At 73.0% G+C, this 20,439-nt stretch carries 14 protein-coding genes and 1 riboswitch; of the genes, 8 read left to right on the forward strand and 6 right to left on the reverse strand.

Annotation, left to right across the window (positions count from 1 at the left end; genetic code table 11):
• The first annotated feature begins 8 nt into the window (after positions 1-8).
• A complete protein-coding gene (locus OHA65_RS29805; RefSeq protein ID WP_329314968.1) occupies positions 9-1,172 on the forward strand; it encodes an XdhC/CoxI family protein in 1,164 nt (387 codons plus the stop codon).
• Positions 1,173-1,332: 160 nt separating this feature from the next.
• Positions 1,333-2,604: a YncE family protein gene (locus tag OHA65_RS29810; protein WP_328764162.1), complete on the forward strand. Its 1,272-nt coding sequence runs from the start codon at positions 1,333-1,335 to the stop codon at positions 2,602-2,604.
• A 105-nt stretch (positions 2,605-2,709) separates the two neighbouring features.
• Here the strand turns inward: OHA65_RS29810 and OHA65_RS29815 are convergent, their stop codons facing one another.
• Positions 2,710-4,950, reverse strand: coding sequence for a germacradienol/geosmin synthase (locus OHA65_RS29815; RefSeq protein ID WP_328764163.1), 2,241 nt, complete (start codon positions 4,948-4,950; stop codon positions 2,710-2,712).
• An 823-nt stretch (positions 4,951-5,773) separates the two neighbouring features.
• Here OHA65_RS29815 and OHA65_RS29820 point away from each other — a divergent pair.
• Together OHA65_RS29820 and OHA65_RS29825 are read left to right on the forward strand one after the other, a co-directional pair.
• Positions 5,774-6,844: a cytochrome P450 gene (locus OHA65_RS29820; RefSeq protein WP_405762729.1), complete on the forward strand. Its 1,071-nt coding sequence runs from the start codon at positions 5,774-5,776 to the stop codon at positions 6,842-6,844.
• Positions 6,837-8,063, forward strand: a complete 1,227-nt coding sequence (locus tag OHA65_RS29825) for a cytochrome P450 (RefSeq protein WP_327279272.1) — start codon at positions 6,837-6,839, stop codon at positions 8,061-8,063. The genes OHA65_RS29820 and OHA65_RS29825 overlap by 8 nt, the downstream gene beginning before the upstream one ends.
• 88 nt (positions 8,064-8,151) lie before the next feature.
• Here the strand turns inward: OHA65_RS29825 and cobN are convergent, their stop codons facing one another.
• Positions 8,152-11,763 (reverse strand): cobaltochelatase subunit CobN, encoded by a 3,612-nt coding sequence (gene cobN / locus OHA65_RS29830; protein WP_405762732.1) that lies wholly within the window; start codon positions 11,761-11,763, stop codon positions 8,152-8,154.
• 32 nt (positions 11,764-11,795) lie between these two features.
• A riboswitch (cobalamin riboswitch) is annotated at positions 11,796-11,935 on the reverse strand.
• A gap of 267 nt (positions 11,936-12,202) precedes the next feature.
• Between cobN and cobG the strand changes: the two genes are divergently transcribed.
• The 3 genes from cobG to OHA65_RS29845 are packed head-to-tail and all read left to right on the forward strand — an operon-like array spanning position 12,203 to position 15,641.
• Positions 12,203-13,507 (forward strand): precorrin-3B synthase, encoded by a 1,305-nt coding sequence (gene cobG / locus OHA65_RS29835; protein ID WP_405762734.1) that lies wholly within the window; start codon positions 12,203-12,205, stop codon positions 13,505-13,507.
• Positions 13,504-14,151: a precorrin-8X methylmutase gene (locus OHA65_RS29840; protein ID WP_082410948.1), complete on the forward strand. Its 648-nt coding sequence runs from the start codon at positions 13,504-13,506 to the stop codon at positions 14,149-14,151. Before cobG ends, OHA65_RS29840 begins: the two co-directional genes overlap by 4 nt.
• Positions 14,148-15,641 (forward strand): precorrin-2 C(20)-methyltransferase, encoded by a 1,494-nt coding sequence (locus OHA65_RS29845; protein ID WP_328764166.1) that lies wholly within the window; start codon positions 14,148-14,150, stop codon positions 15,639-15,641. Before OHA65_RS29840 ends, OHA65_RS29845 begins: the two co-directional genes overlap by 4 nt.
• 76 nt (positions 15,642-15,717) lie before the next feature.
• Here the strand turns inward: OHA65_RS29845 and OHA65_RS29850 are convergent, their stop codons facing one another.
• The 4 genes from OHA65_RS29850 to cbiE are packed head-to-tail and all read right to left on the reverse strand — an operon-like array spanning position 15,718 to position 19,299.
• Complete coding sequence (locus OHA65_RS29850) at positions 15,718-16,407, reverse strand: hypothetical protein (RefSeq protein WP_405762736.1); 690 nt, start codon at positions 16,405-16,407, stop codon at positions 15,718-15,720.
• Positions 16,408-16,467: 60 nt separating this feature from the next.
• Positions 16,468-17,247: a cobalt-precorrin-6A reductase gene (locus tag OHA65_RS29855; RefSeq protein ID WP_405762737.1), complete on the reverse strand. Its 780-nt coding sequence runs from the start codon at positions 17,245-17,247 to the stop codon at positions 16,468-16,470.
• The gene (gene cobM, locus OHA65_RS29860; protein WP_405762739.1) at positions 17,237-17,986 is read right to left on the reverse strand and encodes a precorrin-4 C(11)-methyltransferase; all 750 of its coding nucleotides are present in this window, start codon (positions 17,984-17,986) and stop codon (positions 17,237-17,239) included. Before cobM ends, OHA65_RS29855 begins: the two co-directional genes overlap by 11 nt.
• Positions 17,983-19,299, reverse strand: coding sequence for a precorrin-6y C5,15-methyltransferase (decarboxylating) subunit CbiE (cbiE, locus tag OHA65_RS29865; RefSeq protein ID WP_405762741.1), 1,317 nt, complete (start codon positions 19,297-19,299; stop codon positions 17,983-17,985). Before cbiE ends, cobM begins: the two co-directional genes overlap by 4 nt.
• A 155-nt stretch (positions 19,300-19,454) precedes the next feature.
• Between cbiE and OHA65_RS29870 the strand changes: the two genes are divergently transcribed.
• Positions 19,455-20,387, forward strand: a complete 933-nt coding sequence (locus tag OHA65_RS29870) for an oxidoreductase (RefSeq protein ID WP_327279280.1) — start codon at positions 19,455-19,457, stop codon at positions 20,385-20,387.
• Positions 20,388-20,439: the final 52 nt, after the last annotated feature.

Consider the following 20,439-nt stretch of genomic DNA (forward strand, 5'->3'; position numbering starts at 1 on the left):
AGGCCGCAATGCTGGACATCGCCGAAGAACTGAACCGGTGGGTCGAGCAGGGACGTGACTTCGCCGTCGCCACCGTGGTGGCGGTCGGCGGGAGTGCGCCCCGGCAGCCCGGAGCCGCACTCGCCGTCGACAGCGAGGGCACGGCCATCGGATCGGTTTCCGGCGGATGCGTGGAGGGCGCGGTGTACGAGCTGTGCCAGCAGGCGCTGGAGGACGGCGAGACCGTCCAGGAGCGCTTCGGCTACAGCGACGACGATGCCTTCGCCGTGGGCCTGACCTGCGGCGGGATCATCGACATCCTCGTCACGCCGGTCCCCGTGGGATCCCCGGTGCGGAAGGTGTTCGCGGCCGCGCTGGCCGCGGCCGCCCGCGGGGAGGCCGCGGCGGTCGCCAGGATCGCGGAGGGTCCGGCCGAGCTCAGGGGCCGCGCCGTACTCGTCCGGGGCGAGGACGGCCACGAGGGCGGTTTCGGGGGGCACCCCGAGCTGGACCGCACCATCGCGGAAGAAGCCCGCGCCATGCTCGACGCCGGCCGGACGGGCGTGCTGGAGATCGGCGCCGACGGCAGGCTCTGCGGAGAGCCGCTCAAGGTGCTCGTCGAGTCCAGCGTCCCGCCGCCGCGGATGATCGTCTTCGGCGCCATCGACTTCGCCTCCGCCCTGGTGCGGATCGGCAAATTCCTCGGCTACCACGTGACCCTGTGCGACGCACGACCCGTGTTCGCGACGAAGAACCGTTTCCCCGAGGCGGACGGGATCGTCGTCGAATGGCCGCACCGTTACCTGGAGGCACAGTCCTCGGCAGGTCTGATCGACGGCCGGACCGTGCTGTGCGTGCTCACCCACGACGCCAAGTTCGACGTCCCGCTCCTGGAGCTCGCCCTGAAGCTGCCCGTCGCCTACGTCGGCGCCATGGGCTCCCGCCGCACCCACGAGGACCGCAACGAGCGGCTCCGCGAGGTCGGTGTGAGCGAGCTGGAGCTGGCCCGGCTGCGCTCCCCGATCGGCCTGGACCTCGGCGCCCGCTCCCCGGAGGAGACCGCGCTGTCCATCGCCGCCGAGATCGTCGCGAACCGCCGCGGCGGCTCCGGGGCGGCCCTCACCGGAGCGCACATACCGATCCACCCGGACACCTCGAACACGGTGATCGGCAGGATCGGCTCCGTCGCCTGAAGGACGGCGGGCTCCCCACCGTTGCCGGAGGGGCACCGGAACGGTACTTGAGGAGCCGTCGGGCAGAGCAGGGCGCAATCCCCGTGAGGGTTGCGCCCTTTCGCTGTTCCGCCTATTTTACCGGCCGGTAACAGCGCCTTCCTGCAACGGAGTTGAGCGGATGTCTCGGACCGCACGCACCGCCCGCACCCCCGTACGTACGCTCCTCGCCGGCTGTGTGCTGGCCGCGGCCTCGCTCGTGGCGGGCCCCGCATCGGCGGCCGGGTCGGCCGCCGATGCGGCCGGCCCCGGCGCGCGCGAGGTGCTGTTCGTAGGCAACAACTGGGAGGGCACCGCCGACGTGCTCGCCTCCACCGGCGACCTCGCCAAGGTCGGACGGATCAACATGATCCCCGACAAGGAGGAGCGGCTCCGGGAGATCTACCTCAACCCGATCAAGCTCGCCTTCTTCCTCGGCATCCGGGGCAGCGCGGGCGAGGGCCACGACCAGTTCGTCGACGACATGTACACCACCCCCGACGGCACTGCTGTGGTGGCCTCCCGCCCCAGCTTCGCGGACGTCGTCTCGATCGACGTGCGGACGGGCCGGGTGAACTGGCGCTTCCCCGTCTCCGGATACCGCTCCGACCACATGGCGGTCTCGCCGGACGGCACCCGGGTCGCCGTCTCCGCCTCCACCGCCAACACGGTGCACGTCCTCGACATCGCCACCGGACGGCAGGTCGGTTCCTTCTCCACCGGCGACAAACCGCACGAGAACACCTTCAGCCGGGACGGCCGCTTCCTATGGAACAGCGCCATCGGGGACGTGACCTCCGCCCTGGACGCGCCGTGGCTGGACTGGACGAAGGGCGACCGGAAGATCACCGTCGTCGACGCGCAGACCTTCCGCACGGTCCGCGTCATCGACATGCGCGAGCGGCTGAACGCCTTCGGTCGCCCGGACCTGTCCGACGCCGTCCGGCCCATGTCGTTCAGTCCGGACGAGTCCAAGCTCTACTTCCAGGTGTCCTTCTTCAACGGGGTCGTCGAGTACGACGTGGCCACCGACCGGATCACCCGGATCAAGGAGCTCCCCCGCAACCCCGCCACCAACGCGGACCGCACCACCTGGGTCAACGACTCCCGTCACCACGGCATGTCCATGAGCCCCGACGGGACCAAGCTCTGTGTCGCCGGGACGATGGACGACTACGCCACCGTCGTGGACCGCGCCTCCCTCACCGAGGGGCCGCTGGTGCCCGCCGACAAGCCGTACTGGGCCACCGTCGACGGGGACGGCACCGCCTGCGTGATCTCCGAGAGCGGCGCCGACCGGGTCACGGCCATCGACTTCGCGACGGGGGCCAAGCGGGTGTCCGTCCCCGTCGGCGACCACCCGCAGCGCGTCCGGATCGGCCACGTTCCGGCGGGGTGGACCGGCCCGCAGTAGCAGCCGGCCTCCCCGATCCATCCCACCCCCCCGCAGGGCCGCGCCCGCCCGGGCGGCAGTACCCGCCACCGCCCGGGCGGCCGTGCGCGACGCGCCCCGGCGGGATCAGGTGGGCAGGGAGATCCGGGCCGCCGACATGCCGAAGGAGGGGCTCCCGGGTCCCGGCGTCCGTCCCGGCGTCGGCCCGGCCGGCCTCGGGTACAGGTCTTCGTCGCGGTAACGGCGCGCCTTCTGGTGCCAGTTGAGGACTGCGGCCAGCCAGTCCTCCAGCTCCCGCACGTACGCGTCGAGCGAGGCCCGTGCTTCGGGGCCGAGGCCGTGGTCCTCGTAGAGCACCGGCAGCTGGTCGTCCCGGATGTGCTCGAACTCCTTGGTGCGCTGCACCATCAGGTCGGCGACGATCGCGAACGCCTGTGGGTAGTCGATGTCGAAGAAGTTCTGGGTGACCAGGACGTGGTTGTGGACCTCGCCCTCGACCTCGATCTCCTTCTGGTACGAGAACAGGTCGTTGATGATGCACCCGACGTCCGCCGCCGCGCTCTCCAGCGAGCGCATCACCCCGCTCCGGTAGACCTCGGCCGGGACGCCGTCGCTCTCGTGGCCGAGTCGGGCCAGGAACATCGTCAGGTACGAACCGAAGGTGAGCCGGCGCATCTCGGCGTAGTCGACCGGGTCGGGAATCCGGTTCACGGCGGTGTTGCCGATCTCCCAGACCCAGCTGTCCAGCATTCCGGCGAGGTGCTGGCGGAACTCGGCGCGCATCGCTGCGCCCATCCCGGCGGCGGTCCGCACCCACAGCTCCTGCAGGCTCCGCTCCAGCACGGTGACCGGCGCAGGGGCCTGCGCGGGATCGTCCGTGAGCAGGGAGACCAGCCGGTCGGTCGCCGCCCGGGCCGCACCGGGGGATTTCGCACCGCCGAAGACCTTGGGGTAGTAGTCGTCCGCGTACGTGCCCCACGTCAGCCACTGCGCACTGAGGTTCAGCGCCTCCGGCGAGGCGTCGGGGTCGATGCCCGCCGCGCACAGGGCGAAGTCCATGCCGACCAACTTGGGCTCGTCCCAGATGTCGGAGCCGGGATCGCCGGGTTGCGGTTCCAGCATGCCCATGTCCCGGCACCAGAGCACCAGTTCGCGGCGCGCCTGGTCCAGGTGGGGATTGAGGGTGAGCGGGAACGGCATGGGGAAGTCGGGCAGCAGCGACGGGCCCACCCGCTGGAACGGCACGTGCGTGAAGCTGCGCCGGCGCAGTTCCGCGGAGCGGGGGGCGAACAGCGAGCGCAGGTCGAGGGCGGCGGTGCCCGGTCCGGTGGGCATGAACGGCAGGGTGAGCGGGGCCGGCGTCCCCTTGGCCCCCTTGGCCTCCTCGTTCATGTAGCGGCTGGAAACCATGTGCCATTCGTGGCCGCCGGACTGCCAGTCCTGGAGTCCCTTCGCGTACGCGAGGAGGGACGCCAGCTCGAAGAGGTCGAGGCCGTGCAGGGCGGCGAGCGCGGGGACCTCGGCGAGGGCGGTGTACTCGAACTGCTGGAGGCGTGAGGTCAGCAGGTCGTTCGACAGGTCGGCGGCCTCCTGGGTGGTGCACCCCAGGAAGGTCTCCAGGACCAGGACGGCGTTGGAGAGTTCACCCTCCTGCTCCACCTCGCGCTGGTAGGAGAAGATGTCGTTGCGGATGTGCACCGCGTCGGCGAAGGCGTCGCGCAGCACTTCGAGCGGACGCGTGTGCGCGACCCGGGCCGGCACCTCGGCGGACACGTACTCGATCAGTCCGGCGGACCAGGGGGCGCCGCCGACCTTGCGGCGCATCTCGATGTATTCGAGCGGGTTGGCCACGCGGCCGATGTCGATGTTGTGGAGCTCCCACATCGACTCGTCGAGGAGGTTCCTCGTCGACTCGGAGAACCGTTCCCTCCAGTCCATCGACATCTTGGGCACGGTCCGCGACCACAGGTCCTTGAGGCCCGCCTCGACCGGGTTCGAGGGCTCGGGGAACCCGTCCGCGAGGTCCATCGGCATGAACGCGGCAAGCCCTTGGAGGTACTTCCTGGCGCCCTCGCGGTCCCGGGTGCGCTTGAAGACCTCCAGGAAGTGGTCGTCGAAGAAGAACACCCACACGTACCAGTCGGTGACCAGGTCGAGCGCGGCCCCGTCGCAGTCGGGGTGGGTGTACGAGCACAGCAGTGCGTAGTCGTGCGCGTCGAGGTCCTCCTCGTCCCACACGCCGGACCCCTCCAACATCCCGAAGCCGCGGGCCCACTGCTTGGTGTGCGTTCTCGCGGCCTCCAGGTGGGGGTTCAGTCGTGCCGGATACGGCACGTAGAAATCCGGCAGTCGAAACGGCTGTGTCACGGCGCGACGGGCCTTTCGTCGGGGCGCGGGGGCTGCGGACGCGGCCCCCGCACGAGATCAGCAGGGCCCCTACCCCTGTTGCCGGGGAGACAAGGGGGAGTTCACCGCTTCAGGTGACGGCGGTGTCGTTCCGCGACGGCGGGGTCCGGTGGGAGCTAGAGAAGCCCCTGAGCCAAGCGGGACGCGCGTGCGGGCCCGGCGTGCGGGCCCGGCGTGCGGGACGTGGTTGACCCGGCGATCGAACGCCACATGACCGTGCCGTGATCGCGGGACTCCCCGCAAAGTAGCCAGGCTGACCGGCTTTGTGCGGGTGACGGGTCAATTCCAAAGGGCGCCCGGTATACGTCCCGTCACACGGCGTTCGAATTCATTCGAATGGTGTGGAGGGGTCCTTTCGAAGGTATTGCGCCGAAAACTGGGCTGCGCATGTATCCGGCCACTGGTGGCTGAAAATGGTCAGACCGAAAGCCGGACCATTGACTATCTCCACCCCGTGCGTGTCTACTCGGTGCGCCGGCCACGTAATGAGGCGGATGCACCTCCCGTGCATATCAACTGCCTTGGCCGGTCAATCCATCGATGTGCGTGAGCACGCGTAAAGAGAGGGAATTACATGAACAAGGTTCTTGCAGTCCTGCGCAGCACCCCGATCTGCCGGGATCTCTCGTTCGTCAAGAAGAGCGAGCCGAGCCTGAAGCAGAGCGCCTGGTACTTCTGGTACTAAGCCGAAAATTTTAGAACCGGGCCCGTACCCGGCAGGGCCGGACCCCCGACTCTCCGGCCCCGCCGTGTACGGGCCTTCCGCATTCCCCGGAGCTTTCATATGCCAGCCACGTCCCACACGGATTCGCGCACGCGCCGTGTCACCGTATTCGCCCCGCGACTCCAGGCGCTCATCGACGACCACCTCGGCAAGGACCTCGTCCGACTGGAGCCCGATACCATCGGAATTGCGGGAGCAGAACTCTCCGACCGGATTCTCGCTGCTCGAAAGGCGACCGAGACCGAGCGGCCCACATTCAAGCCCCTGCACGGCCGGTCCATTTCCAAGGCCGAGGCCTCGTCGGTGATGCGCACCATCGGGAAAGACGTGCGCAAAGCCCTGGAAGAACCGATAGCGCAAGACGCGGACCTATCGGGACCGTGGCCCCTGACCGGACACAATTTCCTGCGCGACCTGATCCTGCGCGATGATCCCCACCGGCTGCGGATCTTGATGTCCCGGACGCTGGAGATCGACCCGAAGCTGACCTGGTCCACGATCGTCGCCGGAGCCGCGCTCCCGCGCCGGCCCCGGCCCGGCCCGCACCTGACGCACATCGCCGGCCTGTTCGCCGAGGCCGAGGGCTACCACGACCGCCGGTACGCCATGGGCATGTACCGGCGCGCGGCAGCCCCCGTCTGTTTCACCGTCTCGACCCTCGTCGCCAACGCCCTGTGGCTCGGCGCCCCCTTCGACGACGGCGACTCGAACCGCAACATCCTCCACGAGGCGATGCGGCTGCTGCCGCCCTCCTGGAACCTGCTGCGCAACCGCTGCCCCGAGTACCCCGCCCTCGACTCCCGCATCGGACCCGGCGACGACGTACTGGTGCTGCCGCTGCTCACCCACCGCGACCCCGCCCTGTGGGACGCCCCGCAGGAGTTCCGGCCCGCCCGCTGGGACACCCTCGACCCGGACACCACCCCCGGCTACATGCCGTTCGGCCACGCGAGCGAGCGCTGCTGGGGACGGCACATGGTGATGCCGCTCGCGGAGCTCCTGCTCGACCACATCCGCCGGACCGGGCTCGTCGTCGCCCCGGGCCAGCGCACCGCCGACGTGCCGCTCGTCGGGCTCCTCGGAGTGAAGACCGTCCACATCGGCCACAGGAACCGGGTGAAGCATGCGTGACCGCAAGGCCCAACACCCCGAGATCGTGGAAGTCCTGGACAACGACTGGCACGGCCACGCCCACGAGATCTACCGGAACTGGCGCCGCGACGGCGGCATCCGGTACGTCCGCTACCCCGGCCCCGGCGCGATCGAAGGCTGGGTCGTCACCGGGCACGCGCAGGCCAAGGCCCTGCTCGCCGACCCGCGGCTGTCGAAGAACCAGGCCGTCCAGCGGTTCGGCCGGCACACCGGGCTCACCGAGGGCCCCGGAGCGGCGATGTTCTCGCACATGCTCAACGCCGACCCGCCCGACCACACCCGCCTGCGCAGGCTCGTACAGAAGGCGTTCACCGCCCGCCGCACCGCGAGCCTGCGCCCCATGGTCGAGCAGCTCGTCACCCAACTGCTCGACGCCCTCGACGGCAAGGCCGAAGCGGAGCTGATCTCCGAGTTCGCCCTCCCGCTGCCGGTAGCCGTCGTCTTCGAGCTGTTCGGCGCCTCCGACGCCGACCACGAGATCCTCCGGATACGCGGCAACAGCCTCGGCGGCGGCCAAGACGACGGCGAGGTCTCCGTCTTCACCGCGGAGAGCATGCTGGCCTACCTCCGCGCCCTCATCGCCCTCAAACGCGAGGACCCGGTGGACGACGGGCTGCTATCCGCCCTGCTCACCGCCCGCGACGAGGACGGCGACGCCCTCACCGAGGACGAGATCACCTCCATGTCCTTCCTCCTCGTCGTCGCCGGACACCAGACCACGGTCAACCTCGTCGCGAACGGCATCCACGCCCTGCTCACCCACCCCGACCAGCTGGCCGCGCTGCGCGCCGACCCGGCACGGGCGCAAGGAGCGGTCGAAGAGGTCCTGCGATACGAGTCCCCGTCCGGCCTCGCCTCGCTGCGCTACGCCACCGAGCGCATCACGGTGGGCGGAGTGACCATCCGCAAGGGGGACTTCGTGCAGATCTCGCTGCTCGGCGCCGACCGGGACCCCGCCGTCTTCGCCGACCCCGACCGGTTCGACATCGGCCGGGCCGACGCGGGCCGACACCTGGCCTTCGGTCACGGCATCCACCACTGCATCGGGGCGCCGCTCGCCCGTCTCCAAGGCGAGATCGCCCTCACCCGGATCGTCGAACGCTTCCCCCGCCTGCGGCTGCACGAGGCGCACGAGGCGCGGTGGCAGTCCAACCCCCGCCACCGGGGCCTGCTCAGCCTGCCCGTACGGCTGGACTGAGGGGGTACCGACGAAGGAGCCGCCCTCCGCGCCCCGGCAGGGGAGGGCGGGGAGGGCGGCTCCTTCGCTGTGGACGTCGACGCGCGGACTACTCCGCCTCGCCCTCCAGATTGCCCTCGGTGTCCAGGTACACCTGGCGCAGGGCTTCGAGGACCTGCGGGTCCGGCTTCTCCCACATGCCGCGCGACTCGGCCTCCAGCAGCCGCTCCGCGATGCCGTGCAGGGCCCAGGGGTTGGCTTCCTCCAGGAAGGCGCGGTTCTCGGGGTCCAAGACGTACGTCTGCGTCAGCTTGTCGTACATCCAGTCCGCCACCACGCCCGTCGTGGCGTCGTAGCCGAAGAGGTAGTCGACCGTCGCCGCCAGCTCGAAGGCGCCCTTGTAGCCGTGGCGGCGCATCGCCTCGATCCACTTGGGGTTGACCACGCGGGCGCGGAAGACGCGGGAGGTCTCCTCCACCAGGGTGCGGGTCTTGACCGTCTCCGGGCGGGTGGAGTCGCCGATGTACGCCTCCGGGGCCGTGCCCCGCAGTGCGCGGACCGTGGCCACCATGCCGCCGTGGTACTGGAAGTAGTCGTCCGAGTCGGCGATGTCGTGCTCGCGGGTGTCCGTGTTCTTCGCGGCCACCGTGATCCGCTTGTACGCGGTCTCCATCTCCTCGCGCGCCGCCCGGCCCTCCAGACCGCGGCCGTACGCGTACCCGCCCCACACCGTGTAGACCTCCGCGAGGTCGGCGTCCGTACGCCAGTCTCGGGAGTCGATCAGCTGGAGGATGCCGGCGCCGTACGTGCCCGGGCGCGAGCCGAAGATACGGGTCGTCGCGCGGCGCTCGTCGCCGTGCTCGGCCAGGTCCGCCTGGGCGTGGGCCCGGACGAAGTTCTGCGCGGCCGGCTCGTCGAGCGAGGCGGCGAGCCGTACGGCGTCGTCCAGCAGGCCGATGACGTGCGGGAACGCGTCCCGGAAGAAGCCCGAGATGCGCAGCGTGACGTCGATGCGCGGGCGGCCCAGCTCGTCGAGCGGGATCGGCTCCAGACCGGTGACGCGACGCGAGGCCTCGTCCCAGACGGGGCGGATGCCGAGCAGCGACAGCGCCTCGGCGACGTCGTCGCCGGAGGTGCGCATCGCGCTGGTGCCCCACAGGGACAGGCCGACCGAGGCCGGCCACTCGCCGTTGTCCGTGCGGTAGCGGTTCAGCAGGGACTCGGCGAGCGCCTGGCCGGTCTCCCACGCGAGGCGGGAGGGGACGGCCTTCGGGTCCACCGAGTAGAAGTTCCGGCCGGTCGGGAGCACGTTCACCAGGCCGCGCAGCGGCGACCCGGACGGGCCCGCCGGGACGAAGGCGCCGTCGAGGGCGCTCACCACGTGGGCGATCTCGTCGGTCGTGCCGGCCAGCCGCGGGACGACCTCGCGGACCGCGAAGTCCAGTACGGCCGCCACGTCCGCCGAGTACCCGTCGGCGACCGAAGCCACCGCCTCCGGGGCCCAGTTCGCGTCCTCCATCGCCTGTACCAGCGCGCGGGCCGTCTCCTCCGCCTGGTCGGCGGTCGTACGGGTGGCCGCGGACTCGTCCAGGCCGAGCGCCTCGCGCAGGCCGGGCAGGGCCGTCGTACCGCCCCAGATCTGGCGGGCGCGCAGGATCGCGAGGACCAGGTTGACCCGGGCCCCGCCGGTCGGGGCGCCGCCCAGGACGTGCAGGCCGTCGCGGATCTGGGCGTCCTTGACCTCGCACAGCCAGCCGTCGACGTGCAGCAGGAAGTCGTCGAAGCCGTCGTCGTCCGGACGCTCCTCCAGCCCCAGGTCGTGGTCCAGCTTCGCGGCCTGGATCAGCGTCCAGATCTGGGCGCGGATGGCCGGCAGCTTCGCCGGGTCCATCGCGGAGATCTGCGCGTACTCGTCCAGGTGCTGCTCCAGGCGAGCGATGTCGCCGTACGACTCCGCGCGCGCCATCGGCGGCACCAGGTGGTCGACCAGGGTGGCGTGCACGCGGCGCTTGGCCTGCGTGCCCTCGCCCGGGTCGTTGACCAGGAACGGGTAGATCAGCGGCAGGTCGCCGAGCGCGGCGTCCGGCGCGCAGGCCGCCGACAGGCCGGCGTTCTTGCCCGGCAGCCACTCCAGGTTGCCGTGCTTGCCCAGGTGGATCATCGCGTCGGCGCCGAAACCGCCGTCCTCGGCGCGGGCCTGGATCCAGCGGTACGCCGCCAGGTAGTGGTGCGAGGGCGGCAGGTCCGGGTCGTGGTAGATCGCGATCGGGTTCTCGCCGAATCCGCGCGGCGGCTGGATCAGGATGAGCAGGTTCCCGCGGCGCAGCGCCGCCAGGACGATGTCGCCGTCCGGGTTGGCCGAACGGTCCACGAACATGTTGCCCGGGGCCTCGCCCCAGTGCTCCTCGACGCTTTCGCGCAGCTCGGCCGGGAGCTCCGCGAACCAGCGCTTGTAGTCGGCGGCCGGGATCCGGACCGGGTTGCGGGCCAGCTGCTCCTCGGTCAGCCAGTCCTGGTCGTGGCCGCCGGCCTCGATCAGGGCGCGGATCAGCTCGTCGCCGTCGCCGGACACCAGGCCCGGGACGTCCTCGACCGGGCCGAAGTCGTAGCCGCCCGCGATGAGCGTGCGCAGCAGCTCCACGGCGCTGGCCGGGGTGTCGAGGCCGACCGCGTTGCCGATGCGGGAGTGCTTGGTGGGGTACGCGGACAGGACGAGGGCGATCTTCTTGTCGCGGCGCTCGATGTGCCGCAGCCGGGCGTGCCGCACGGCGATGCCGGCGACGCGGGCGGCGCGCTCGGGGTCGGCCACGTACGCGGGCAAGCCGTCCTCGTCGAGCTCCTTGAAGGAGAACGGGACGGTGATCAGACGGCCGTCGAACTCCGGGACGGCGACCTGCGTCGCGGCGTCGAGCGGGGACAAACCCTCGTCGCTCTCCTCCCAGGCGCTGCGCGAGCCGGTCAGGCACAGGGCCTGGAGGATCGGCACCCCGAGCGCGGCCAGCGCGCCCGCGTCCCAGGACTCGTCGTCACCGCCGGCCGAGGCGGTGGCGGGCTTGGTGCCGCCGGCCGCGAGCACCGTCGTGACGATGGCGTCCGCCGACTCCAGCTCGGCGATCAGCTCCGGCTCCGGCGTGCGCAAGGAGGACACGTACAGCGGGACGGGCGTGCCGCCGGTCTCCACGATCGCGTCGCACAGGGCGTGCACGAAGGCGGTGTTGCCGCTCATCTGGTGGGCGCGGTAGTACAGCACGGCGATCCGCGGGCCGTACGGGCGCACGGGGGTGCGCTCCAGCGGGCCCCAGGTCGGCGCGGCGGCGGGCGGCTCGAAGCCGTGGCCGGTCAGCAGCACGGTGTCGGAGAGGAACCGGGCCAGCTGGTCCAGGTTGGCGGGACCACCGTGGGCGAGGTAGCCGTGTGCCTCGGCGGCGATGCCGATCGGGACCGTGGAGGCCTCCATCAGCTGTGCGTCCGGGGCCTGTTCGCCGGTGAGGACGACCACCGGACGGGTCTGTTCGGGAGCCAGGAGCAGGTCGAGCCCGTCCTGCCAGGCGCGCAGGCCGCCGAGGAGGCGTACGACGACCAGGTCGACGCCGTCGAGCAGCCCGGGGAGGTCGTCGAGGGGAAGGCGGGAGGGGTTCGCGAACCGGTACGGCACGGGGCCGTCCGCGGCGGCGCGGGCGCTGAGCAGATCGGTGTCGGACGTCGACAGCAGCAGGATCATGCGGCGGCAGGCCTTCCTCGGGGTTTCCGCGCCCCGGGCAGTGAGAACAGCGGGAGTTCCTGACTCACCCGGCGGGTTGCTCCGCAGGATTCACAGTGGCGGGACCGCGCCGGATTCGCACCGGGCTTCCTCCCGGCGGGGCCACGTGGCTCCGCCGGTGGTCATCTTAGGTGCCGTTCTCCCTGGCCGGGAGTGGGGGTGCCCCGCCCCGCCCGCGCCCCCGGCGCACGCCCGGCCTTGCGCAACCGTGCCGTTGTGCGCCGCAGCCCGCGCGCCGGGGAGCGCCCGGCCGGCAGGCGCCCGCTCGGTGGGGGCGGCCAACTCGTCGAGCGGGGCCGGTGCAGGGAGTGCGGGAGGTGTCCCGGCAGGTCGAACGGGGAAGGGTGGGGTGGTGACGGCCACAGGCCGGGGCGGGGCAATCGTGGGTATGCTCGCCGCCATGCCGCCCCAGCCCCCCTCCGCCGCATCGCGGGACGAACCCGTCATACGCGACCGCGGTGACGCCTGCCCCGGTGCGCTGCGGCTGCACGCCGCGGACGACGGGTTCCTGGCCCGCGTCCGGATCCCCGGTGGGATGCTCGACGCGGACGCGGCCCTGCTGCTGGCGGACGCCGCGGACCGGCTCGGAGACGGCCACATCGACCTCACCTCACGCGGCAACGCGCAACTGCGCGGGCTCGGTGCCGGCTGCGGCGGCGAGCTGGAGGCCGTGCTCGTGCGCGCCGCGCTGCTGCCCGCGCCCACGCACGAGCGGGTCCGCAACATCGTCGCCTCGCCGCTGACCGGCCTGGACCGGCGTGGACTGCCCGACGTGGCCCCCTGGGTCGCGGAGCTGGACCGGCTGCTCTGCGCCAGCGCGCCCGCGGCCCGGCTGTCCGGGCGGTTCCTGTTCGCCCTCGACGACGGCCGCGGTGACGTGACCTCGCTCGCCGCGGACGTGAACCTGGCCGCCCGGGACGCCGACCGGGCCCTGCTGTGGACGGCCGATCCGGCCGACGCCGTGCTCGTGGCCGCCGCCGACGCCCCCCGGGCCGCCCTCGAAGCCGCCGCGTACTTCCTCGACACCGCCCTCGAAGCCGGCACCCGGGCCTGGCGGGTTGCCGAGCTGCCCGCCGAACACGCCCTGCACGCGGCCGGGTTGGCCGCCCGACTGGCCGCCGCCGGGATCGATGCCGTCCTCGTGGGGGACACCGCCGCCGCGCACGGGCCGGCTCCCGAGCCCGGCCTCGTCGAAGGCCCCGACGGCGTCACCGCGCTCAGCGTGCTCGCCCCGCTCGGCCGCCTGACCACCGCGCAGTGGCGCCGGCTGGCCGGCCTCACCGGCCGCATCCGCCTCACCCCCTGGCGCGGGATCATCGTCCCCGACCTGACCGCGGAAACCGCCGCCGACGCCCTCTTGGGCCTCGCGGAGGCCGGGCTGATCACCGCCGGCGACAGTCCCTGGCGGTCGGTCACCGCCTGCACCGGCCGCCCCGGTTGCGCCAAATCCCTTGCGGACGTCCGCGCCGACGCGCAGGCCGTCGTCGTACGGGCGACCGGTCTGCTGCCCGTGCACTGGTCCGGCTGCGAACGCCGGTGCGGGCACCCCCGCGGCACCGCATGGGTGGACGTGGTCGCCACCCGCGCGGGGTACGACCTCACCGCGGCCGGCGGCACCCCGCGCCGGGGCCTGCGCACCCCCGAACTTCCCGCGGCCCTCGCGGACGCACGCCGCACCACCTCCCACGACGCAGCGAAGAAATGAGCGAGTACACAGTGTTCGAGTACGAGAAGGACGGCGCGGCGATCTACCGCCAGTCCTTTGCCACGATCCGCGCCGAGGCGGACCTCTCCGGGCTGCCCGCCTCCGTCGCCCAGGTCGCGGTGCGCATGATCCACGCCTGCGGAATGACCGACCTGCCCCAGGACCTCGGCTACACCCCGGACGTCGTGCTCCGCGCGCGCGCCGCCCTGACCGCGGGCGCGCCGATCCTCTGCGACGTGCAGATGGTCGCCAGCGGCGTCACCCGCAAGCGGCTGCCCGCCGACAACGAGGTGATCTGTACCCTCTCCGACCCGGCCGTGCCGGCCCTCGCCGCGAAGATGGGCACCACGCGCAGCGCCGCCGCACTCGAAGTCTGGCGCGACCGCGGCCTGCTGGAGGGCTCCGTGATCGCCGTCGGCAACGCGCCGACCGCCCTGTTCCGGCTGCTGGAGATGATCGAGGAGGGCGCGCCGCGCCCCGCCGCCGTCATCGGGGTCCCGGTCGGCTTCATCGGCGCCGCCGAGTCCAAGGACGCGCTCGCCGCCCACGCTTCCGGGCTCGACCACCTGATCGTGCGCGGCCGGCGCGGTGGCAGCGCCATCGCCGCAGCCGCCGTCAACGCGATCGCGAGCGAGGAAGAATGAGCACCGGAAAGCTGTACGGCGTCGGGCTCGGCCCCGGCGACCCCTCCCTGATGACGCTGCGGGCCGTCGAGGTGATCGCCGAGGCGCAGGTCGTCGCGTACCACAGCGCCCGCCACGGCCGCTCGATCGCCCGCTCGATCGCCGCCGGGCACCTGCGCGCGGACCACATCGAGGAGCCGCTGGTCTACCCGGTCACCACCGAGACCACCGACCACCCCGGTGGCTACCAGGGGGCGATGGAGGAGTTCTACGAGGAGTCCGCCGCCCGGCTGGCCGCCCACCTGGACGCCGGCCGGACCGTCGCCGTGCTGGCCGAGGGCGACCCGCTCTTCTACGGCTCGTACATGCACATGCACAAGCGGCTCGCCGACCGCTACCAGGCCGAGGTGATCCCCGGAGTGACCTCGGTGAGCGCCGCCGCCGCCCGGCTCGGCACCCCGCTCGTCGAGGGCGAGGAAGTGCTGACGATCCTTCCCGGCACCCTCCCGGAGGACGAGCTCACCGCCCGCCTCGCCGCCACCGACTCCGCGGTCGTGATGAAGCTCGGCCGGACCTTCCCGGCCGTGCGCCGCGCCATGGAGGGCAGCGGGCGCCTCGCGGAGGCCCGCTACGTCGAACGCGCCACCATGGCGGGGGAGCGGACCGGCGTCCTCGCCGACACCGATCCCGAGAGCGTGCCGTACTTCGCCGTCGCCGTCGTGCCCAGCCGCATCGGCAACCCGGGCAGCGTCCCGTCGGGCCCCGGCGAGGTCGTGGTCGTCGGCACCGGACCGGCCGGGCCGCTCTGGCTGACCCCCGAGACGCGGCGGGCCCTGGCCGACGCCGAGGTGCTCGTCGGGTACACCACCTATCTGGACCGGGTCCCCGGGAAGCCGGGCCAGGTCCGGCACGGCTCCGACAACAAGGTCGAGTCGGAGCGCGCCGAGTTCGCGCTCGACCTCGCCCGCCGCGGCAAGCGGGTGGCCGTGGTCTCCGGCGGCGACCCGGGCGTCTTCGCCATGGCCACCGCCGTCCTGGAGGTCGCCGGGCAGCCGCAGTACAAGGACGTGCCCGTACGGGTCCTGCCGGGGGTGACCGCAGCCAACGCGGCGGCCGCCGCGGCCGGGGCCCCGCTCGGCCACGACTACGCCACCGTCTCCCTTTCCGACCGGCTCAAGCCGTGGGAGGTCATCGCGGAGCGGCTGCGCGCCGCCGCCGCGGCGGACCTGGTGCTCGCCCTGTACAACCCGGGCTCGCGCAGCCGGACCTGGCAGGTCGCCCAGGCCAAGGAGCTGCTGCTGGAGCTGCGTTCGGCGCAGACCCCGGTGGTCGTCGCCCGGGACGTGGGCGGTCCCGAGCAGTCGGTCCGCGTCCTTTCGCTCGGCGAACTGGAGCCGTCCGAGGTGGACATGCGCACCATCCTGCTGATCGGCTCCTCGCAGACCCAGGTCACCGAGCGCCCGGACGGCACCCGCGTCACCTGGACCCCGCGCCGCTACCCGGAGGCCTGACCGGCAGCACGTGCGACCCCCGGGCGCCCCGGAGCGCCCGGGCGGGAGGCGTCCGGGGCCGGGCGTGGCGGGGCGCTCAGCACTGCCAGAGGAACGCTGCCCGGCCGCAGGGCTCGCAGGCGTGCGCATAGGCGCTGCCGGAGCCGAAGTTGGGGGCGGTGACGGGGTCCGGACCTTCTTCCAGCCGGGCGATGAACTCCATCGGGCCGCCGCAGCCCGCGCAGTCGGGCGTCTCGTCGTTCTGAAGCCACTCGGGGGTGCCGCCGAGCTGCCCGAGCACGTGGCGCGGCGGGCGCCCGCTCCGCTCGGACCAGGCCTTGGCGGCAGACCGGTACCCCGGCTGGGCCACCTCCACCCGTTCGACGGCACGGACCGCCCCGAGCTGCCGGACGTCGTCGTCCTCGTCGTCCTCGTCCTCGTCGTCCTCGTCGTCCTCGTCCTCGTCGTCCTCGTCGTCCTCGTCGTCGGGGAGCGCGGGCAGCGGTATCGGCACCAGCCCGGCCGGCGGGAAGAGGTACGCCCTGTTGCCGCCGGCCGTCGCGCTCCATTCGGCGCAGCTGCCCGGGTCGTTCGCGCACATGAAGACCGAGAGGACCCCGCGCCCGCCGTCGAGGACCATCTGCGCGATGAACTGCAGCGGCCCGGAGCAGGTCGTACAGGTGGGCCACTGCGTGCCGGCGGGCGCCAGCGGAAGGCCCCCGACACGGGTGACCGGGGCATCGGGCGCGGCGGAGCCGTCGTGGACCAGGAGGGTGGTGGAGTTCATGCCGACGAGAGTAGGAGACCCCACTGACGACGGCGCCCCCGGGCCGCCCTTCCCGCCCTCCTACGCGGGAGTTCCCGCGAGCCACTCCAGGGCCGCCTGCGGACTCTGCGCCTGCGCGACGCCCTCCGGAACCGGGGGCCGGCGGACGACCAGCACCGGAATGCCGGCCTCGCGGGCCGCGGTGAGCTTGGGGGCGGTGGCCGAGCCGCCGCTGTCCTTGGTCACCAGGACGTCGATCCGGTGCCGCGCGAGCAGCTCCCGTTCGTCGGCGAGGGTGAACGGGCCCCGGGCGAGCAGGACTTCGAGTTTCGGCGGCGCCGGTGCGGCCGGCGGGTCCACCGAACGGACCAGGAACCAGGTGTCTTCGAGGTGGGCGAAGCTGTGCAGGCCCATCCGGCCGGTGGTCAGGAAGGCCCGTGCGCCGAGGCCCGGCAGCAGCAGGGCCGCCTCGGCGAGGGAGCCGGCGAAGGTCCAGTCGTCGCCGGGACCCGGGGTCCAGCCCGGGCGGCGCACCGCGAGCAGCGGGATCCCCGTGAGGGCCGCCGCGCGCGCCGCGTTGAAGCTCATCCGCTCCGCGAACGGATGGGTGGCGTCCACCAGGTGCGTGACCCCGTGGGCGGCGATCCAGTCCGCCAGGCCCGCGGGCCCGCCGAAGCCACCGATCCGGGTCCCGCCCGGCGGGAGCACCGGCCGGGCGACCCGGCCGGCGAGCGAGGTGGTCACCTGGTACGACGGGTCCCCGGCCAGCATCTCCGCGAGGCGCCGGGCCTCCGTCGTGCCGCCCAGGACCAGGACGTGGCCCCGGACCGGGGCGTCGGTCCGGACCGGCTCAGCAGACATGCCGGTCGCGCTCGGGGGAGTACAGGTGGCTGTCGCGGAACTGCTCGGCGCCCAGCGTGCGGCCCACCACGATCACCGCGGTCCGTACCAGTCCGGCCGCCTTCACCTGGTCCGCGATGTCGGCCAGCGTGCCGCGCAGGATCAGCTCGTCGGGGCGGCTGGCCATCGCCACCACGGCGACCGGGCACTCGGCACCGTAGTGCGGCAGCAGTTCGCCGACGACCCGGTCCACGTACCGCGTCGCCAGGTGCAGCACCAGCAGCGCGCCGCTGCGGCTGAGCGTGGCCAGGTCCTCGCCGGGCGGCATCGGCGTGGCCTGCTGGGCGATCCGGGTCAGGATCACGGTCTGGCCGACGGTGGGGACCGTCAGCTCCCGCTTCAGCGCGGCCGCCGCCGCGGCGAACGCGGGGACGCCGGGCACCACCTCGTACGGGATGCCGGCCGCGTCGAGCCGCCGCATCTGCTCCGCGACCGCGCTGAAGATCGACGGGTCGCCCGAGTGGAGCCGCGCCACGTCCTCGCCCGCCGCGTGGGCCCGTACGCACTCGGCGATGATCTCGTCGAGGTTCAGCTGCGAGGTGTCCACCAGGCGGGCGTCCGGCGGGCACTCGGCCAGCAGTTCGCGCGGCACCAGGCTCCCCGCGTACAGGCAGACCGGGGCGGCGGCCAGCGTCCGGGCACCGCGCACCGTGATCAGGTCGGCGGCGCCGGGGCCCGCACCGATGAAGTACACGGTCATGTCGTCTGATCCTTTTCGTTCTCTGATGCGGTCTCTGTGGTCTCTGTGGTCGTTCCGGTGGTGTCCTCGGGTCGCGGCCAGGGCTTCGTCACGGACCACTGGGTGACCGCCATCGCCTGCCGCCAGCCGGTGAAACCGCCGACCGCCACCGCGTGCGCGACGGCGAGTTTGACCAGGTCGCCGCCGTGGCGCCGGTAGCGCTCGGTGAGGACCGCCTCCGACTCCAGGGTCACGGTGTTGACCACCAGACGTCCGCCCGGGGCCAGTGCCGCCCAGGCCGCGTCCAGCAGGCCCGGTGCGGTCAGCCCGCCGCCGATGAACACCGCGTCGGGGGTGGGGAGTCCGTCGAGCGCCCCGGGCGCGGCACCGGTGACCACGCGCAGCCCCGGCACGCCGAGCGCCGCCGCGTTGCGGGTGATCCGGGCCGCCCGCTCCGGGACGCGCTCCACGGCCACCGCCCGGCAGGAGGGGTGCGTGCGCATCCACTCGATGCCGATGGAGCCGGAGCCGCCGCCGATGTCCCACAGCAGTTCGCCGGGGGCCGGGGCGAGGGCGCACAGGGTCGCGGCCCGCACGTGCCGCTTGGTGAGCTGCCCGTCGTGCTCGTACGCGGCGTCGGGCAGGCCGGGGGTCGCGCCGAGCCGCGGGACCTCGCCGCGCGGGTCCCGGCGGCAGTCCACGGCCACCACGTTGAGCGGATCGCCGGGCGCGTGGTCCCAGCCGTCGGCCCGGCCCTCGTACGCGTCCTCGTGCTCGGAGCCCAGCTGTTCCAGCACCCGCATCCGGCTCGGGCCGAAGCCCCGCTCGCGCAGCAGAGCGGCGATCTCGCCCGGGGTCGCCGCTCCGGCGCTGAGCACCAGCACCCGCCGTCCCTCGTACAGCGCGGCCGCGAGCCGGGCCACCGGACGGCCGACCACCGTGACCACCTCGGTGTCCTCCACCGGCCAGCCCAGGCGGGCGCAGGCGTACGACACCGACGAGGGGTGCGGGTGGACCCGCAGGGCGTCGGGCCCGAGCTCCTGCGCCAGGGCCCGCCCGATCCCGTAGAACATGGGGTCGCCACTGGCCAGCACGGCGATCCGGCGGCCCGCGTGCTCCGCCATCAGCTTGGGCACGGACGGGCGCAGCGGGCTCGGCCAGGCCACCCGCTCGCCGGCGCACTCGCCGGCCGGCAGCAGGTCCAGCTGCCTCGGGCCGCCGATCAGCACCTCGGCCCCGGTCAGCGCGGAACGCGCGGCGGAAGTGAGTCCGGCCCAGCCGTCGGCGCCGAGGCCGACGACCGACACGGGGATGGAGGACGGTGCGGAGCTCACTGCGCGGTACCTCGGGACGGGTGGGGGAGCGGGCGGACGGACCCGCAGCCTACTGGCCGGTGCACCGGCCCCCGGCTCCACCCCCGCGAAGGGGGAGGTCTACCCTCGGTAACCCCTTGATCGCAGCGTCACCCCACCGTCACGAGGGAGCTCACATGCCTGGCTGGAACGCCAAGAACATCCCTGACCAGAGCGGCCGGACCGCCGTCGTCACGGGCGCCAACAGCGGTATCGGCTACGTGGCCGCCCGGGAGCTCGCCCGGCGCGGCGCGCAGGTGGTGTTGGCCTGCCGCAGTGCGGCGCGCGGCCGGGCCGCGGTGGCGCGGCTGCGTTCCGAAGTCCCGGACGCCGAGGTCGAGTTCGAGCCGTTGGACCTGGCGGACCTGGGCTCCGTACGGGAGTTCGCGCAGGCGTACGGGCAGCGCCACGGCTCCCTCGACCTGCTGGTGAACAACGCGGGCGTGATGGCGCTGCCGTACGGGCGGACCGCCGACGGGTTCGAAACCCAGTTCGGCGTGAACCACCTCGGCCACTTCGCCCTGACCGGACTGCTCCTGCCGCAGCTGCTGGCCGCCGACCCCGGGGCCCGCGTCGTCACCGTCTCCAGCGGTTTCCACGCCCTCGGCGACATCGACCTCGGCGACCTGAACGGCGAGCACGGCTACCGGCGCTGGATCGCGTACGGTCGATCCAAGACAGCCAACCTCCTCTTCACCCACGAGCTGGCCCGGCGGCTCCAGAGCGCCGGTTCCGCAATCGTCGCCGCCGCCGCACACCCCGGTTACTCCTCGACCAACCTGCACGCCGGGGCCTCCCGCCAAGAGGGCCACCGGCCCATGTCACGGCTGATGGGCCTCGGCGCCGCAGTCCTCGCCCAGTCCGCGGCCGGCGGGGCCCTGCCCACGCTGTACGCGGCCACCGCGCCCGGTGTGCGGCCCGACGCCTTCTTCGGACCGCGGCTCGGCTGGCGCGGGGCGCCCGCCCCCTCCTGGCGGGCGAAATGGACCCTGGACGACACGTCCGGCGAACGGCTCTGGGCGGCCTCGGAGAAGCTCACCTCCGTCGCGTACGCCTTCCCCGCGCGCTGAGCGGGACCGGTCCGGGCGCCCCGCCGTGAGCCCGTCCGCCCCCGGGGTGCCT

The organism is Streptomyces sp. NBC_00045 (assembly GCF_045041095.1).
Classification (GTDB): Bacteria; Actinomycetota; Actinomycetes; order Streptomycetales; family Streptomycetaceae; genus Streptomyces.

Bases quoted from the DNA above. Each gene is read 5' to 3' on its own strand.
- OHA65_RS29810 (WP_328764162.1), top strand. From the start codon at position 1,333: ATGTCTCGGACCGCACGCACCGCCCGCACCCCCGTACGTACGCTCCTC.
- cobM (WP_405762739.1), bottom strand. From the start codon at position 17,986: ATGACCGTGTACTTCATCGGTGCGGGCCCCGGCGCCGCCGACCTGATC.
- OHA65_RS29840 (WP_082410948.1), top strand. From the start codon at position 13,504: ATGAGCGAGTACACAGTGTTCGAGTACGAGAAGGACGGCGCGGCGATC.
- OHA65_RS29855 (WP_405762737.1), bottom strand. From the start codon at position 17,247: ATGTCTGCTGAGCCGGTCCGGACCGACGCCCCGGTCCGGGGCCACGTC.
- OHA65_RS29820 (WP_405762729.1), top strand. From the start codon at position 5,774: ATGCCAGCCACGTCCCACACGGATTCGCGCACGCGCCGTGTCACCGTA.
- OHA65_RS29805 (WP_329314968.1), top strand. From the start codon at position 9: ATGCTGGACATCGCCGAAGAACTGAACCGGTGGGTCGAGCAGGGACGT.
- OHA65_RS29845 (WP_328764166.1), top strand. From the start codon at position 14,148: ATGAGCACCGGAAAGCTGTACGGCGTCGGGCTCGGCCCCGGCGACCCC.
- OHA65_RS29825 (WP_327279272.1), top strand. From the start codon at position 6,837: ATGCGTGACCGCAAGGCCCAACACCCCGAGATCGTGGAAGTCCTGGAC.
- cobN (WP_405762732.1), bottom strand. From the start codon at position 11,763: ATGATCCTGCTGCTGTCGACGTCCGACACCGATCTGCTCAGCGCCCGC.
- OHA65_RS29870 (WP_327279280.1), top strand. From the start codon at position 19,455: ATGCCTGGCTGGAACGCCAAGAACATCCCTGACCAGAGCGGCCGGACC.
- cobG (WP_405762734.1), top strand. From the start codon at position 12,203: ATGCCGCCCCAGCCCCCCTCCGCCGCATCGCGGGACGAACCCGTCATA.
- OHA65_RS29850 (WP_405762736.1), bottom strand. From the start codon at position 16,407: ATGAACTCCACCACCCTCCTGGTCCACGACGGCTCCGCCGCGCCCGAT.